General features: G+C 50.2%; 10 protein-coding genes. 6 read left to right on the forward strand and 4 right to left on the reverse strand.

The window, feature by feature from the left end; all coding sequences use genetic code 11:
• The first annotated feature begins 37 nt into the window (after window positions 1–37).
• The 4 genes from EDM57_RS06845 (at window position 38) to EDM57_RS06860 (ending at window position 10,387) form a co-directional block, all read left to right on the forward strand.
• A complete protein-coding gene (locus tag EDM57_RS06845; RefSeq protein WP_122904016.1) occupies window positions 38–1,186 on the forward strand; it encodes an MFS transporter in 1,149 nt (382 codons plus the stop codon).
• A gap of 351 nt (window positions 1,187–1,537) precedes the next feature.
• Window positions 1,538–7,069 carry an AAA family ATPase gene (locus tag EDM57_RS06850; RefSeq protein ID WP_246005760.1) on the forward strand — a complete coding sequence of 1,844 codons (5,532 nt, stop codon included), beginning with the start codon at window positions 1,538–1,540 and terminating at the stop codon, window positions 7,067–7,069.
• A gap of 1 nt (window position 7,070) precedes the next feature.
• Window positions 7,071–8,111 (forward strand): hypothetical protein, encoded by a 1,041-nt coding sequence (locus tag EDM57_RS06855; RefSeq protein ID WP_122904017.1) that lies wholly within the window; start codon window positions 7,071–7,073, stop codon window positions 8,109–8,111.
• A gap of 338 nt (window positions 8,112–8,449) precedes the next feature.
• Entirely contained in the window at window positions 8,450–10,387 is a 1,938-nt protein-coding gene (locus EDM57_RS06860; RefSeq protein ID WP_122904018.1) for an AraC family transcriptional regulator, read from the forward strand.
• Window positions 10,388–10,484: 97 nt separating this feature from the next.
• On the opposite strand, the gene EDM57_RS06865 is transcribed toward EDM57_RS06860, so the two are convergent.
• Together EDM57_RS06865 and EDM57_RS06870 are read right to left on the reverse strand one after the other, a co-directional pair.
• Window positions 10,485–11,276 carry a DUF817 domain-containing protein gene (locus tag EDM57_RS06865; RefSeq protein ID WP_122904019.1) on the reverse strand — a complete coding sequence of 264 codons (792 nt, stop codon included), beginning with the start codon at window positions 11,274–11,276 and terminating at the stop codon, window positions 10,485–10,487.
• Window positions 11,273–12,118 carry a sulfurtransferase gene (locus EDM57_RS06870; RefSeq protein ID WP_122904020.1) on the reverse strand — a complete coding sequence of 282 codons (846 nt, stop codon included), beginning with the start codon at window positions 12,116–12,118 and terminating at the stop codon, window positions 11,273–11,275. The genes EDM57_RS06865 and EDM57_RS06870 overlap by 4 nt, the downstream gene beginning before the upstream one ends.
• A gap of 96 nt (window positions 12,119–12,214) precedes the next feature.
• Between EDM57_RS06870 and EDM57_RS06875 the strand changes: the two genes are divergently transcribed.
• Window positions 12,215–12,823: a DUF502 domain-containing protein gene (locus EDM57_RS06875; RefSeq protein WP_122904021.1), complete on the forward strand. Its 609-nt coding sequence runs from the start codon at window positions 12,215–12,217 to the stop codon at window positions 12,821–12,823.
• A 94-nt stretch (window positions 12,824–12,917) separates the two neighbouring features.
• On the opposite strand, the gene EDM57_RS06880 is transcribed toward EDM57_RS06875, so the two are convergent.
• Both EDM57_RS06880 and EDM57_RS06885 read right to left on the reverse strand, forming a co-directional pair.
• Window positions 12,918–13,163, reverse strand: coding sequence for an OadG family protein (locus EDM57_RS06880; protein WP_122904022.1), 246 nt, complete (start codon window positions 13,161–13,163; stop codon window positions 12,918–12,920).
• 170 nt (window positions 13,164–13,333) lie between these two features.
• Window positions 13,334–13,771, reverse strand: a complete 438-nt coding sequence (locus tag EDM57_RS06885) for a DUF2621 domain-containing protein (RefSeq protein ID WP_122904023.1) — start codon at window positions 13,769–13,771, stop codon at window positions 13,334–13,336.
• Between the two features lie 174 nt (window positions 13,772–13,945).
• On the opposite strand from EDM57_RS06885, the gene EDM57_RS06890 reads away from it, so the two are divergent.
• On the forward strand, window positions 13,946–14,320 hold the full coding sequence (locus tag EDM57_RS06890; RefSeq protein ID WP_122904024.1) for an ATPase: 375 nt from the start codon (window positions 13,946–13,948) through the stop codon (window positions 14,318–14,320).
• Window positions 14,321–14,360 lie beyond the last annotated feature (40 nt).

Genomic DNA, 14,360 nt, shown 5'->3' on the forward strand with positions numbered 1-14,360 from the left:
GGGACAAAGACAGGCGGGATGAGAGGAAGGGAATGCGTTGCGGATATTGCTGTTGGTCGTGCTGTTTCTCGTTGCCTTTGACATGCACGCGCAGACGCCGCTTCTGGCGCCGTATTTGAATCTGTTAGGTGTGTCGGCTGCCTTGATCGGCTTTGTGCTGGGCGGCTATGCGGTGAGCAATCTGGCCGGGAACCTCATCGCGGGACCTTTTCTCGATCGGTTTCCGAAAAAGTGGTTTATCGCCGGAGGCTTGATTTTCGCCGGGTTCATGCTGATTGGGCAAGGTGTCGTGACGCATACGGGCAGTTTTTTTGCATTTCGACTGATGCTCGGCTTTGTCATGGCTTTCGTTTCTCCGGCTTGTTCGGCGATGCTGGGCGAAACAGGCAGGACAGCGCTCGAACAAGGCGAGATCATGGGCAAAAAAGGACTGGTGCTCACGACAGCGGGGATTGTGTCGCCTGCGGTCGGCAGCTTTTTTGCTGTTCAGTTCGGCTACGGGCAGTCGTTTGTCATTCTCGGCTACATCATGATCGTGGCAGGCGTTTTTTCCTGGCTCGCGCTTCCTTCCAAAGTGGCTGGCGGCATGCCATCCGAGCCAATTCCAAAGGCGGAAGGGCGGAGGAGCCTCCTGACGATTATGGAGAATCGCATGCTGTATCCGGCTTTTTTGGGCGGGTTTGCGATCATGTACGCGCAAGGGACGATCATCTACGAAGTGCCATTGCTCGTGCAAAAGCAAGGAATGTCGCCAGCCGTGACCGGAATTTTGTTCAGTTTGAAAGGCTTGGGGGCGCTCGCGATTCTCTTCCAGTTTTGGCTGCACAAGGTTCCGGTAGAGACGCGAAGTTTCGCAGGACTCGGCGTGCTCAGCGTGCTTTTGTACATTCTGGCGCTCGGTGCGGCGATCCCGATGCAGCTCATGATGTTTTTGTTCGGCGCCTGCTTCGGCCTGCTGTTCCCGACGTTTGCCACCATCCTGACGGTGCACTCGCCGCGCGAGCTGTACGGCAGCGTGTTCAGTATCTACTCGGCGGTGCTGTCCGTCGGGGCGGTGCTGAGCCCGGTCATCGCGGGCTTGTTGGGGAATTGGCATCACTCGTACTTTATTTCGTTTTTTGTGACGGCAGGGGCGTGTTTGATCGGCGGATTGCATCGGTTGTTGCTGAGCGGGGTTACGCGGTAGGGAGGGAGAGTTTTTTGCAGTTCCCATGGTGTGATAGATGAGAAACTGGATGTCGTTTTTTATGAATATAGGAAAAAAAGAGGAAATTCGAAAAGGAAAGGACAGCCGAATTGTAAAGACTTGCTGTTAAAGAATGGGTTTTTCTCGTTGTTGTAAAGAAAATCAAAAAAATGTGATTAAAATTATTATTTATGAAAAGGAAGGAATAATAAAAGAGAGAATTAGTTTATAAGTGAAATATCACTTTGGCTGTATAGTGGAAAAAATTGTTTTTTTACAACAATCCGGGGAGGAGTTGAAATTGGAAAAAGGACTAGAAATGAGCTTGAAAAGATAGTTAGGAGGGAAAGTGTGTCAGATCAACGACATAAATGGGAGCATCTGATGGAGCGGTTCATACTCGCTCGGGACAGTGCTTCTTATCAATTGAAAGAAATGCTATCCCGACTGGAATCTGGCGAGATGCTGTCAGAGGAAGCGTATGAATCCATAAAGAATTCGTTAATTTCTGTGCTTCAAATCCAGAACGAGACATTCAATGCCATCCCATCAACTTATGACAGACCGTCTAGCGTAGATGAATTAAAAGAAATCGTGGACGATCTGGAACGCTCATCCCTTCTTTTGGCGAGGGTAGAGCGGGCGCAGCGATCTATCGAGGCGTTCGTTCGACTCCAATGCCTGGATGATGCAGTTGCCCAAGAATTCGTGCAACAACAAGCCAAAGCAGAAAGCTTGCTGCAACAGTTGTCTGAAGAGGAACTGGCAAAAGCCGGAGAAGTCTATGCCAAGGTTGTACAGTTTATCCGTAATCCTGCGGAGTCTGACGACCATGCAGACATGTACAAGCAGATTACAAAATCAATCGGGGTAGCCACCAGGTACGCACTGGAGCAGAACTGGCTTTTTTGGCCGGATGATGATTTTTCAGACGACAGAAAAGAGGCCGCAGGTATTGTTATAGCAGGGCATACTGCTGAAGCAGAGGAAGAGTCAAAAGGTTTCGAAGACCGTTCAGCCGTCTCAAACGCCTTCGCCGAGACAACGATAGCTGATGAAACCAAAGAGATTCTCCCTGGTATTTCCACCGATCGCGTGGATTGTCCCACGCCAGATACTTCAAAAGTATTTGACGGAGCTTCTTCTATTCCTGAAAGGGAGCCATTGGCGTCCTGCCTCATGAGTTCGCTTGAACAAGCGACAACTGCCCCACCGTTCAATGACGCATTTGCCAAAGCCCAAGAAAGTTTGTTTGACTTCACGACAGTCAAGTATGACTGCATTTACAAAAAGAAAAATATCAACAATTTTTCGTCTAATAAATTTGAGGGAGACTTGAAGCAGGCATCGGTCATACCGCGTTTGCCAGCTTTGATTATGTGCTGTTTGTACAACGATAGGGTTGTTGCCGATAGTCAGCTTGAAACCATATGGGCAAACCCCATGCGTGAAAGTGGCCGTACATCTGGTAATCCAGATGAAATCGTGCGGAACACGATCAAAAAGCTTGTGCAAAAAGGGTATGTGACTGAGCATGTCGTAGAGCTGGCGGAAAAATCCGAAGTTTTTTACACGCTTAGCATGTATGGAGCAGTGGCATTTCAAAAAGACTCCAGCAGACGGCTGTTGCAAACTCTCTCCCAAAAGAAACTTTTTGCCGAAACGGAAGAAGCCCGACAGATGTTTGGCAGCGACAGAGGCGTTGCGGTCGCAGATTTCTTTCGCGTGCAACATATCAATGTAGCGCTGCAAGCGCTGAGTAAACATGTACCAGAGCAATTGACGGCGACGCAGGTAATCATGCAGCCTTTTCCACATCGGGAAGTGGCCGATAAGAAAACAAGGAGCCGTTATCTGCTCATTCCCGGTATTCTGGATGCTAAAGATCCACAAACAGATCTTGCACTCGTCATCGAGATGGCAAATAACAAAAATAACTGCATTCCTCTCGTCGTAGTTGATTCGATGAGGGGGGGCACTTACTGGGTTGAATGGCTGTCTTCCACTGAGCGGCAAGCCTATTATTTGTGTATCGAAAATTTGCTTCCTATCATCGGAGGCAAGGAAGGCTCGGATCAGTTGTCCGTATTGTTCCAACTGTCCGAAACGAATACCGGCAGCAGTTGTGCCAAACAGCCACTGACAGAGCCGGCTGCGACTCAAGAGGTCTCGGCCCCGCAGGATCAATTGGAAATTCGGACAATTGATCCTGTTTTTCAAGATGAAGTAGTTGAAACTGGGCCAACTCAACGAAGCGATCAGCAGAAGTCTGAATCATCTGCCCTGGTAAGCGCCGATGACCTGAATGAGGTTGTCGAAAGCGCGCTGAGTAGACTCGCGGAAGGAAACTGGGCAGAAGGCATGTTGTTGTTGCATACGGTAGCCGGGTTTTCAAAAGACGTTGAGGTGTTGCGTGACAAAATATCATTCATTCTCAATGATCCACTTTGTCGTGAAGAGGACTGGCATACGCTTGCCGACATGCCGATTACCCTTCCGTACGGAGAGTTCGAGATGCTGGATGACTCCGTCAAAGCCGCCATGTGGCTGAAAATCTTTTTTGATCCCAAAGATCCAAATGATTATCGTTTGAAAAATCGCTGGAAGCAAATTAGCAACGACATATCGAGCGACGTACTCGAAACTTTCCCTAGCATAAAGAAGCTGATTGGTCATTTCTGGACGTTTATTGACCGGAATAATATTGGCATCAAGTATTGCGTTTCATCTGATGTTCGCGACCAGCTCGACGTTCAATTGGCAATAAAACAGGTAGAGAAGCACATCGAAGAGACAATCGAAACGGTTTTCCCTCGCAATACGATGTCTAAAATCAACCATCCGAAGATCAAGGAGATGGTTGTTGAACTGTATGGTAATAGCGGCCTCATGACTCGCTATCTGCAAAATGCACCCGGAATGCGGTTAGCCGAATTGCGCGAAGTATGCCAACTGTTCACAGAGACCGATTTGTCCGTCGATTCAGTCGGTCCTGATCTTCAGCCAACCGATGCAAAACTGGAGCAATTCCTTGATAAGTATTGGGTCGGGATGAGCAACTGGGTGAGCAATGACAAAAGCACAATGCTTACCGGGGCTTTTCGTAACCGGATGAGAAATTGGTTGCGTGAAGCGACAGATCCGCTATTGCGGTACTATGCATGTCGATGCGCTGAAACTTCCATGAGTGGGTCAACATATATTTCGCCTGAGATGGCTAGCAAAGCGCGTCAAGAATCACAACAGCTCGTTTTTGAAGCGATGAAGCAACTGGAGGAGCAATCAATTTTACTGGACAAGGTAAGCCATGGTCTGCTTCATTCCACAATTCGCGATTTGCAAGCTGCCTTTGAAGAATCAGACGATGAACGCGAGCAGCACTTTTATGAGTCATTGCTGCTTTCTGGAGAAATCGAACTGGATTCTGACTATTTGCCGATCATGGATGAAGAGTGGCTCCCATCCATTCAACCTGTTGCCGGCTATACTCTTAGGGAACGCTTGTTGCGTCATCACAGCAAGAAGTTTCAAACGTGGGAAGAGGCTGCTGACCACGCGTTACGTAACTACGACATGGGCATGTACGATTTGATTGCCAAGCGTTCTGGTGAGCGGCTGTCTGACACGACAGTGAGTGAGACACGGCGCAAGGCACCACAGCAACTCATGAAATATAATGATGATTTCAGGGCAGAAGTGGAGCTCGCACAAAATTATGGCCAAATGGCGAGCAATGACGAAATGTATGGCTATATCAAGCTCGCGGAAGCTGCTAAAAAGCATGCGGAGAAAACGCTCAATGTCGGGTTTTTCAAGCGCTTGCTTGTACACTGCCGCGCACAAATTGTGAGAGGCTCTGACACGCGAATGGAAGCGACTCGCAGCCGTTTGGATGCGTTGAAAGAGGACACCCTGCTCAGTGCGGATCGCGACGATCTGGCAAGCGATGAAGAAGTGCTGCGACAGTGGCCGATTCTCGATAAAATTGAACGCGCGCTTGAGAGACGCAATATGACAGTTGCTGAGGATTACATACAGCTTGCTGCCAGTGGCCGAAAAGACACTCCGTCGCTTCAAATGTTTGACAGTGATTTGTACAAAGTGTTTCTTGAGCGATACCAAGGACTTTTCCAAGCGTGCAACGCGCATAAACGCGATGATCTTTACCGTGTATACAACCAATCTGTCCGTAGCCAGTTGTTTCCGAATCAGAACAACCGGAACACGGCTAGTGCGGAAAAGTTGATCCGGCAATGGTACAAGTTGCAGCCTCAGCAAATAAGCGAGTTCATGGAACAACTGTTGTTTCACAAGGTAGAGAAAGTGGTGAAAGAACGAGAAAATGAATTTTATGTTTTCCCGGCGGCACGTGATGCCCAATTAGGTCAGTATCCTCATCCATTCAAGGAGTTTGGGACTGAGGCTGTGCGAAAAGGAGTTCGTGTGCTGGCTATGGCTGGCGTACGGACTGCCGATAACTTGCTGGATGAAGTAACACAGCGTGGTTCGGGAAATGGGGCAGCGACAATCGTTGTACTTGATTATGCGCTCCCGCTGGCTGACAGAAAACTGCTGGCCAAGTCCATCAAGTTGCGATCCATTCCGGAAATAATCGTTGTCATTGACCGAGTTATGGCTCTGTTTCTGGCCGGATACAGTCAAACGGATCGGGCCGATGCCTTCCTTAGAATTGCCTTGCCATCAAGCAAAATTCAACCATATATCCCTGTCGGCGGGATTCCGCCAGAAATGTTCATTGGTCGAACCGATGAACTGGAGAAAATCAGGAGCATGAACGGCCCGGTATTTGTATACGGTGGACGGCAGCTTGGTAAAACGGCATTGCTGCGGGAAGCAAAGAACAGGGAACATGATCCCGAAAAAGGTCGATATGCAGTCTTTGTTGATTTGCGGGAGAAAAATACGGATACAACGCTTCGGATTATGAGCGAAGAACTGGTTATTGAGAAGGTATTAACGCAGCCTTGCAACACGTGGGACGAGCTGCGAATTGCACTGCGTACAAGACTTTTGGACAAGGATCGTCCCATCCACAAACTAATGCTGTTGCTTGACGAAGCCGATGCGTTTCTCGCAAGCTGCGAGAGTTGCCAAAACAAGCCGCTTGAAATCCTGAAAGAACTGAAAGATACGTTCAATGGACAATTCAAATTTGTTCTTGCGGGACTTCGCGACGTTGTCCGATTCAACAAGCGACTGCTTGGTGGCAACAGCGTACTTGCCCATCTGGGTCATATCACCATTCGGCCATTGGAATACTTGGATGCTCGCGACTTGCTGCTTCGCCCATTGCATTATCTCGGATTTCGGATTGAAGAAAATGGAGAGGATATCATCAGTCTTATTCTTGCGAAGACGAACTATTATCCTGGCCTGATTCATTTTTATTGCCAAAAGTTGATCGAAGCGATCACGGACAGTTATCGCAACGGCAATTATAATGAAAACGCCAATCCGCCCTATTTGCTTGACGAGAAGCATATCAAGACTTTGCTTGGACAAAGGGAACTTCTTACCGAAATTGAGAACAAGTTCCGCATTACATTGCAACTTGATACTGATAATTTGTATGATATTTTGGCCAAAGCGATCGCGTACCGCTATTACGTGGTCGGAATTGGTCAAAGCTCTTCCGCACAGGACATAATCGAGGTTTGCAAAGAGTTCAACATCAACAAGATAGTGAACTTGTCGGAAGATAGCGTCAAGGCCTTGCTGGAGGAAATGGATGAGCTTAACATCATCCGGCGGGAGACCCGTGGTTCGGATCACTATGTATTTAATCGATACAGTTTCTTCCAAATGCTCGGCAGCAGCGAAGACGAGCTGTTTTATCAGCTTTACGAACTGGGAGAGAATTAGCATGGAAAAACCTTCGCTCTGGTGGAACTATATGTCTGGTGCTGCACGGTATCTCCAGGATACCGTGGCAGCCACCAGTGACTATCGGGTCCTGTTGATTGAGGAGCCGCCTTACAAGGAGGACTTTTTTCATCTGCTCAAAGAAAGACTGCTGCAAAGAGACAGTAGCCAGCAAATCGAACAAATGCAGGCGGATGAATGGGCGCGTGATCTGGATGTAGGTGAGGCGTTAATGAATGATTACGCCCATCAAGTTGAGTATCATCCTATGGATGGCACCCGGCCTGAATATATGGCAAAAAACAATCTGCTTTCAGGTCGGGTACTTATTGTACGAGAAACGAATCGCCGAACAGAATGGATTGATTGCGCAATTGAGTATGCCAAGTTCAGTTCGCAGCAAAATGGTCTGCTTATTCTGACGTACAGTGCCGCTCGTCCGCTGGCTACCGCCCGTAAAGGGATGAAGCTGTTGCAGTGGGGCGAATATGTAGCACATTATGATATGCAACTGTTTGCCTCGTATTGCATTGCGGAAAAACCTGGGCTTACCTTAGGGATACGTAACTATATCACGCAGCTTGCCTCAAGAATGGCTGACACCGATCCGGAACTTTGCAGCATGTTGGCGGTTGAGGAGACGGTGGATGATGCCTTTGGTTTACTGCGGAAACTCGCCGACCGTTATGGGACAGCGAGAAATCTTGTGGAGAATCCGCAAAAAGTGACTTCTATTATTTGGGAGGCGCAGATTCATCTTGTGTTTCCAATCATAGAAGAAATGCGGCGCCGCTTCATTGAACGCTACCGTAGCGCGTTGCAGGGCGTGTTGCCGCAACGGGACAATTTTGAAAAGTTACTCCAGTCACCGGAAGACATGGAGCTGCGCCACATGTGGTATTTTTACTTTAAAGCGAATGGCTTTTTGAGTTCAGATGATGAGCGTTGCTTTCACATGCTATATGAGGCTCGTAACCAATTAGCGCATTTGGATACGTTAGACAGAGAGATGATCGGGGAGATCGTCTCCTTGCAAGTATGACGAAGGTAAAATAATTCCACCCCCCCTTTTTTTACCGAAAACTAATGCTGGGCATGCAATTCGAAGAAAAGGGGGGCTTTTCTCGTGTTTTTACGTAGACATGAGAACTTCAGCTATGAGCAGTATCTACCAGATGGCAATGTCCATAGAGAGCTTTGAGAAAATACATACCGGATTTAAGGCTGATCTTTAACACGCTCCCCCCAAACAGGAGTTTTCCGCAGGTTGATCTGTTCCCCAAATTCTCTTATAATACCGATATATTTTTGCTGAAAATCATTCTCAAATAACGAAAACCAATTAACGCTTCTCAGGCAAAAACAGGCAGGTGTGCTCGGGTGAAGGAAAAAGAAAAAAAGAACATCGATGACTTGTTGGCACAGTGGACGAACGCGGCTGTACAGGTGATCGACGTTCGGCACTTTGTGTTGCAGTCGCAAGCGTCGTGGAACAGCTACCGGCTTCCGGCCTCCAGCTTTTTTTACGCGTGCAAAGGACGGGCCACGGTGCGGCTGAATGGGCGCGAATATGCGGCAGACCGCTTCTTGCTCCTTCACGGTGGCAAAGGCATGGTGCTCGACGTGAAGCTGACCGATGAGCGATTTGTGTTTTATTTGATCTTGTACAAGGCAAAAACAATGCTGCCGAGCCCCGCGGACCGCACCTTGCAAAACGGGGGGAGCCAGGCGTTGTTTCAGCTTCCTTATGCGCTTGTGCCGCTTGAGCCGACCGGATTGTACGATCTGGTCGTAGCAATGGCCCGCGAATGGGAGGCACAGGAACGGTTGCGGGCAAAGGGCACGTTTTTGCAATTTGTCCACGAAGTCATGCAGCAGCTCATGCGGCACGGGTTCCAGCAGGAACAGGAGCCGCTCGCCAGGCGGGTCGTCCGGTTCCTTGAGGAGCATTACCGAACGAGGATTTCTCTGGAGAGCCTCGCCGAGCATTTTTGCTACAGTGCCCGCTACTTGACCCGACTGGTCAAGGAAGAAACCGGCCACAGCCCGATTGATTACGTCATCTCGCTGCGAATGGAAAAAGCGAAAGAACTGCTTGCCGGGACAGATGCGACGATGCAGGAAATAGCGGCCTTTGTCGGGTACCAGGATGTGCTTTACTTCAGTCGGCTGTTCAAAAAGCATACGGGCATGACGCCGAGCGCCTTTTCCGGGCAGGCCCTGACGACTCCTGCAGTTCCGGATCGTCCATATGGAAAGCCTGGATTGTCTATTGTGGACGAGAAACGTGGAAGCTATAGTGTTAACGATAATCGTTATCAACGAAGCTTTGGGGGGATCGTTCGCATGAACAAAAAATCAACGCGCCACATGGCAACTCTCTTCATGGTCAGTCTCGCATTGCTCGTGAGCGCGTGTTCTGGCACGGCAAGTCCGACACCACAAGCCGGAGAGAGCGTACAGGAGCAGACCGGAACTGCCCAGCGCGAACTGACAGACGGGTTGGGCAACAAAGTCACGGTACCCGCTCAGCCACAGCGCATTATCGCTTCCTATCTGGAAGACCATCTGGTGGCGTTGGGCGTGAAGCCGGTCGCACAGTGGTCGATCGGAGATGGCGACGTCCAGGACTATCTGCAAAAAGATCTGGCAGGAATCCCGGCGATTCCGTACGACTTGCCGCCCGAAGTCGTAATGAGCTACAATCCCGACTTGATTATCATGGACAATGCGGAAATGGTAGCGGGGGACAAATACAGCCAGTACGCCAAAATATCGCCGACGTATACGATTGGCAAAGAAAAGAACAGCGACTGGCGCAAAGAGCTTCTGATCGTGGGGGAAGTCCTGAACAAGAGCGAGGAAGCGAAAAAGGTACTGGCTGATTACGATGCGTACGTGGCCGAGAGCAAAGAAAAGCTGAAACAGGGCATTGGCGAAAAATCGGCAGCGGCCCTGTGGGTAACAGCGAAAGCCGTCTACATGGCGCGGAAGGATTTGTCCAGCGGAGACGTTCTGTACAAAGACCTTGGGTTCAAGGTGCCTGGCGTCGTTGAAGAAATTTCCAAGTCGGGCGAAGCCAACTGGAACGCCGTGTCTCTGGAAAAGCTGGCGGAGCTCGACGCCGACTACCTGTTTGTCGTCAACAGCAAAGGCGTGTCCAAGGACGAGCTGTTAAAAGAGCCAGTCTGGGCGAATATTCCTGCGGTGAAAAACGGACAAGTCTTCGATTTTACGACCGATTCCAGTTGGCTGTACACAGGCGTGATCGCCAACCGCCAGATGATCGAGGATGTGCTGGACAATGTGTTGAAATAATGCAGCATGCGGGCGACGGTTTTTTACGGTCTGGAAGCAGCAAAAAGGCAACGAAGCTATCGTTGCCTTTTTGACTTGTATATACCTGTACACGCGTTTAATTTGGTTCAACCGGCTTGCCGCCTGTCCGTCTTGCTTTCACATGCTTCAACTCCGCAACGATGATGAAGCTGACGATGACGAGCAAAAACCACGAGCTGATTTTGCCGAAGTGCACCAGTTCCCACCCGGAGCGCTGGTTCGGATAGGCCCAGGCCCCGAAAAAGGTGGCGATATTTTCCGCAATCCAGATAAAAAAGCCGATCAAAAAGTAACAAAGCGGGATCGGCATGGAAAAGCGCTCGTGGGTGACGCGAAAGTACACTTTTGAGCGCCAGAACACAACGAACATGAGCACCATCAGCACCCAGCGCAGGTCCCAGATGAAGTGATGGGTGAAAAAATTGAGATAGATCGCCGCACCGAGGGAAGTCACCCAGATTGGCTTCGGCCAGCCAGCCAGACTGACATCCAGACGGCGCCACGCCTGGCACAAATAGCTGGCGACACTCGCGTACATAAAGCCGCTGTAGAGCGGGACGCCAAACACCTTGCTGTACCCGTCCTCGGGGTAGCCCCAGGAGCCCATGTGCACCTTGAATATTTCCAGACACAGCCCGATCAGGTGAAAGACGGTGATTACCTTCAACTCGTCCCGCGACTCCAGTCCGCTTTTCACCATGAACACCTGAAAAGCCAAACAGAGCAATAGCAACAGGTCGTATCTGGGCAGGCCAGGGATCGCGACGAATTTGGATACGGCGAGCGAAGCGAAAATGAAAACGGGAAACAGGCAAGACATGGCCTCTTGATACCCGAAGTGCAGCAAGAGACGAATGAAGCGGATCATTGTTCGATTTTGTCGGAAGGATTCGGGCCTTTGGCAACAGGCAGATCGTAGGAGCACCAGTCGCTCCAGCTTCCTGCGTACAGCTTGGCGTCAGCCCGTCCAGCCTGGTGCAAGGCGATCAAGTTGGTGCAGGCCGTGACTCCCGAGCCGCAATAGACGATAATTTCCCGGTCCGCGAAGTCGGCGATGCGGGCTTTGAGCTGCTCTGGCGGAAGCATGGTCATGTCCGCAGCCAGGTTGTCTTTATAAAAGAAGTGACGGGCCCCAGGAATGTGTCCGGCTTTCGGATCGAGCGGCTCCTGCTCGCCGCGATAGCGCTCGCCTGCCCGCGAATCGAGCAGCACGGTATCGGGCTTGCGTTTTTGCACGTCCTCGATGCTGACCAGCATCTCCGGGCGCGGGCGTGGGACAAACGTGCGCGCCTGCGGTGTCGGCACGTCAGCAGTCACCTCGTAGCCCGCCTTTTTCCAGGCGGCGTATCCGCCATCCAGTACGGCTACGCGGTCGTGTCCAAGGTAGCGCAATAGCCACCAGAGACGTCCAGCCATGGACATTTCCTGGTCGTCGTAGGCGATTACCGTCGTGTGCTCGTCGATTCCCGCCCGTGAAAAAAGCGCTGCGAGCGTGTCAACATCCGGGAGGGGATGGCGTCCGCCATGCTCGCCCTTCGGACCGGACAGGTCGCGATTCAGATGAAAGTAGAGCGCACCCGGAATATGATCGGCTTCGTATTCTTGCGCTCCTTGTTCAGAAGCGGACAGTGCAAAGCGGCAATCGGCGATGACGATCCGCTCGTCGTGCAAATGATCGTGGAGCCATTGTGGTGTGACAAGTGCTTGCATCGTTCCCCCTGCTTTCTGATTTTTCTTCATCATAGCAGATGATGAACGGATGAGGTACACTATTTCTAAAAAGTGGCGAAAGAGAGGAGCAACAGGATGAAGCGCGTAATTCGATACTTTTTGGAAGGCTTGCTGTACGTGATTCCATTGGCGGTGACGATTTATATCCTATATACGATTTTTACGACGGTGGACAACTGGTTTTACAATCTGGCCAGCAACCGGTTCCATCTCCATTTTCCCGGGGTTGGCGTGCTGATTACGATTGTGGGGATTACCGTTGTCGGGTTTTTGGCCTCCAACGTGCTGACGCGCGGTTTGCTGGCGATTGTGGACAGCATTTTTGAAAAAGTGCCGTTCATCAAGCTGATCTATACTTCGATCAAAGACTTGATCGGGGCGTTTGTCGGGGACAAAAAAAGCTTCGACAAGCCTGTTCTGGTGACGCTGTCCAAGGACTCAGGCGCCAAAGTCATCGGCTTCATTACAAAAGAAAGCATGGATACATACGGGCTAGCCGACCACGTCGCTGTTTACTTGCCGCAGTCGTACAACTTTGCAGGTAATCTGCTGCTTTTTCCAAGCGAGCAGGTGCAGCCGCTCGACATGGACAGTGCCGAGGTGATGACGTTTCTCGTTTCGGGCGGGGTATCGGGCAAAAAAGCGGCCGCCAAAGCGGAAACCGAATCGGGCATCCAGGCATGAGACAGCTTTTTCTCCAATCTTGTGTCCAAGAGACAAAAAGCAGGGCAGCTTCCGGCTGTACAACCGGGAAGCTGCCCTGCTGCTTTTTGACAGGTTAACTGCTGAAAAAACCGCTGTGGCTGGAATGCTTGTGACGATAGTAGTGATGGCCATGTGTTTTGTGACCATGACTCCACAGCGAGCCGCGATGGCGATAATCGCTGCTGCTGTACTTGCGGTAGCCGTGCCCGCCCATTTTCCGGAAAAAACGCGCACCTTTTTTCAGTAAAGCGACGACAAGGATGACTGCGAGAATAAACAGCACAAACCCGATCCCCAAAATCGTCAGAATGACGGACATCTGCATCTACTCCTTTTGTCCAGCTTGTTTGTCGTGAAAGCGAGTTTTGTCCGGCAACGCGCTTTTTGTGCATGTGCAGGCCGGCGATCCGGACAAGTATTGTTACGGACAGCCAGACGGGAAGTTTCAGGCAGAAAAGCCGTTGGGCGAGAGTGCAGTGCTCTGCATTTTTACGCGTTCAAATATTTTTCGTAAGGGGTATAGTCAATTTGCTTGGACTGCAAATGGGCGATGAGCCATTTGTGGTCGCGCTTGGGAGTGGCGACGATGTATCCTTTGACAATCAGTTCGGTCGTAATCGAATCCGCTTTCTCTTCGAGGGCAAGCTGGCCGATTTTCGCTGCAATCGAGCGTCTTGCCACATCGCGAAACAGCTGCGGCACAGGCTCCACCAGCTCGTTGAGCAAGGTCAGACCTTCTTCTGTCCACAGTGCCCGTGTCTGCTCGATGTAGTAGTCCTGCCAGTCGAGTTCGGACTTCCCGTCCTGTTTCGGCATGGACTTGAGGAATTTGCGAAACATGAAGTATCCGCCGATTCCCATCACCCCGACAAGCACAAACGACCATCCGACGATAAACAGGGAAAACCCTGTAGACATTTCATTCATGTGCGTACACCTCATAACCGTAATCCATAAAAATGCCCATACAGGTAAAGTGTACCTTATTTTCAGCCGGGCAACAAACTTTTTGTGCTTTTGCCTATCCTGTTGGTTTTCTCTTCCCAAGTACATATACAATTTAGTATGATTAGAATTAATCTTGATTGGGAGTGGACGCTCATGTTCAAACTTGGACAACGCGTCGTCATTGTTGCCGACTCCTTCGAGCAAGGCTTGCCGATAGGCGAATACGGGTATTTGATCGCACGCGACCGCAACCCGGACAGTGCGTTTGCATGGGTCATTCGCATACCCAAAATAGATAAGCACATTCCAGTGGTAGAAGCAGACATCGCCTTGGAAGAAAAACTGCTGGAGGAGGAAGCACAGCGTGTCTCGCAGGAAGCGATGCTTGATTACGCCTTGGCGACGCGCAACGAGGCTCTCTTCAGGCAACTGATGGGCATGTCAGATGCAGAAGAGGCAAATGACGAACCAGCGAAGGAATCAGTGGAAGAATTTATCCGTAAAGTAAATTTGAAAGCCTGGATATAACCATCTGCGGTTTTCCTGTCGGGAAAATCGTTCTTCTTTG

The sequence above is a fragment of the Brevibacillus gelatini genome (genome assembly GCF_003710935.1).
GTDB lineage: Bacteria > Bacillota > Bacilli > Brevibacillales > Brevibacillaceae > Brevibacillus > Brevibacillus gelatini.

Bases quoted from the DNA above. Each gene is read 5' to 3' on its own strand.
- EDM57_RS06885 (WP_122904023.1), bottom strand. From the start codon at position 13,771: ATGAATGAAATGTCTACAGGGTTTTCCCTGTTTATCGTCGGATGGTCG.
- EDM57_RS06870 (WP_122904020.1), bottom strand. From the start codon at position 12,118: ATGCAAGCACTTGTCACACCACAATGGCTCCACGATCATTTGCACGAC.
- EDM57_RS06855 (WP_122904017.1), top strand. From the start codon at position 7,071: ATGGAAAAACCTTCGCTCTGGTGGAACTATATGTCTGGTGCTGCACGG.
- EDM57_RS06875 (WP_122904021.1), top strand. From the start codon at position 12,215: ATGAAGCGCGTAATTCGATACTTTTTGGAAGGCTTGCTGTACGTGATT.
- EDM57_RS06890 (WP_122904024.1), top strand. From the start codon at position 13,946: ATGTTCAAACTTGGACAACGCGTCGTCATTGTTGCCGACTCCTTCGAG.
- EDM57_RS06865 (WP_122904019.1), bottom strand. From the start codon at position 11,276: ATGATCCGCTTCATTCGTCTCTTGCTGCACTTCGGGTATCAAGAGGCC.
- EDM57_RS06880 (WP_122904022.1), bottom strand. From the start codon at position 13,163: ATGTCCGTCATTCTGACGATTTTGGGGATCGGGTTTGTGCTGTTTATT.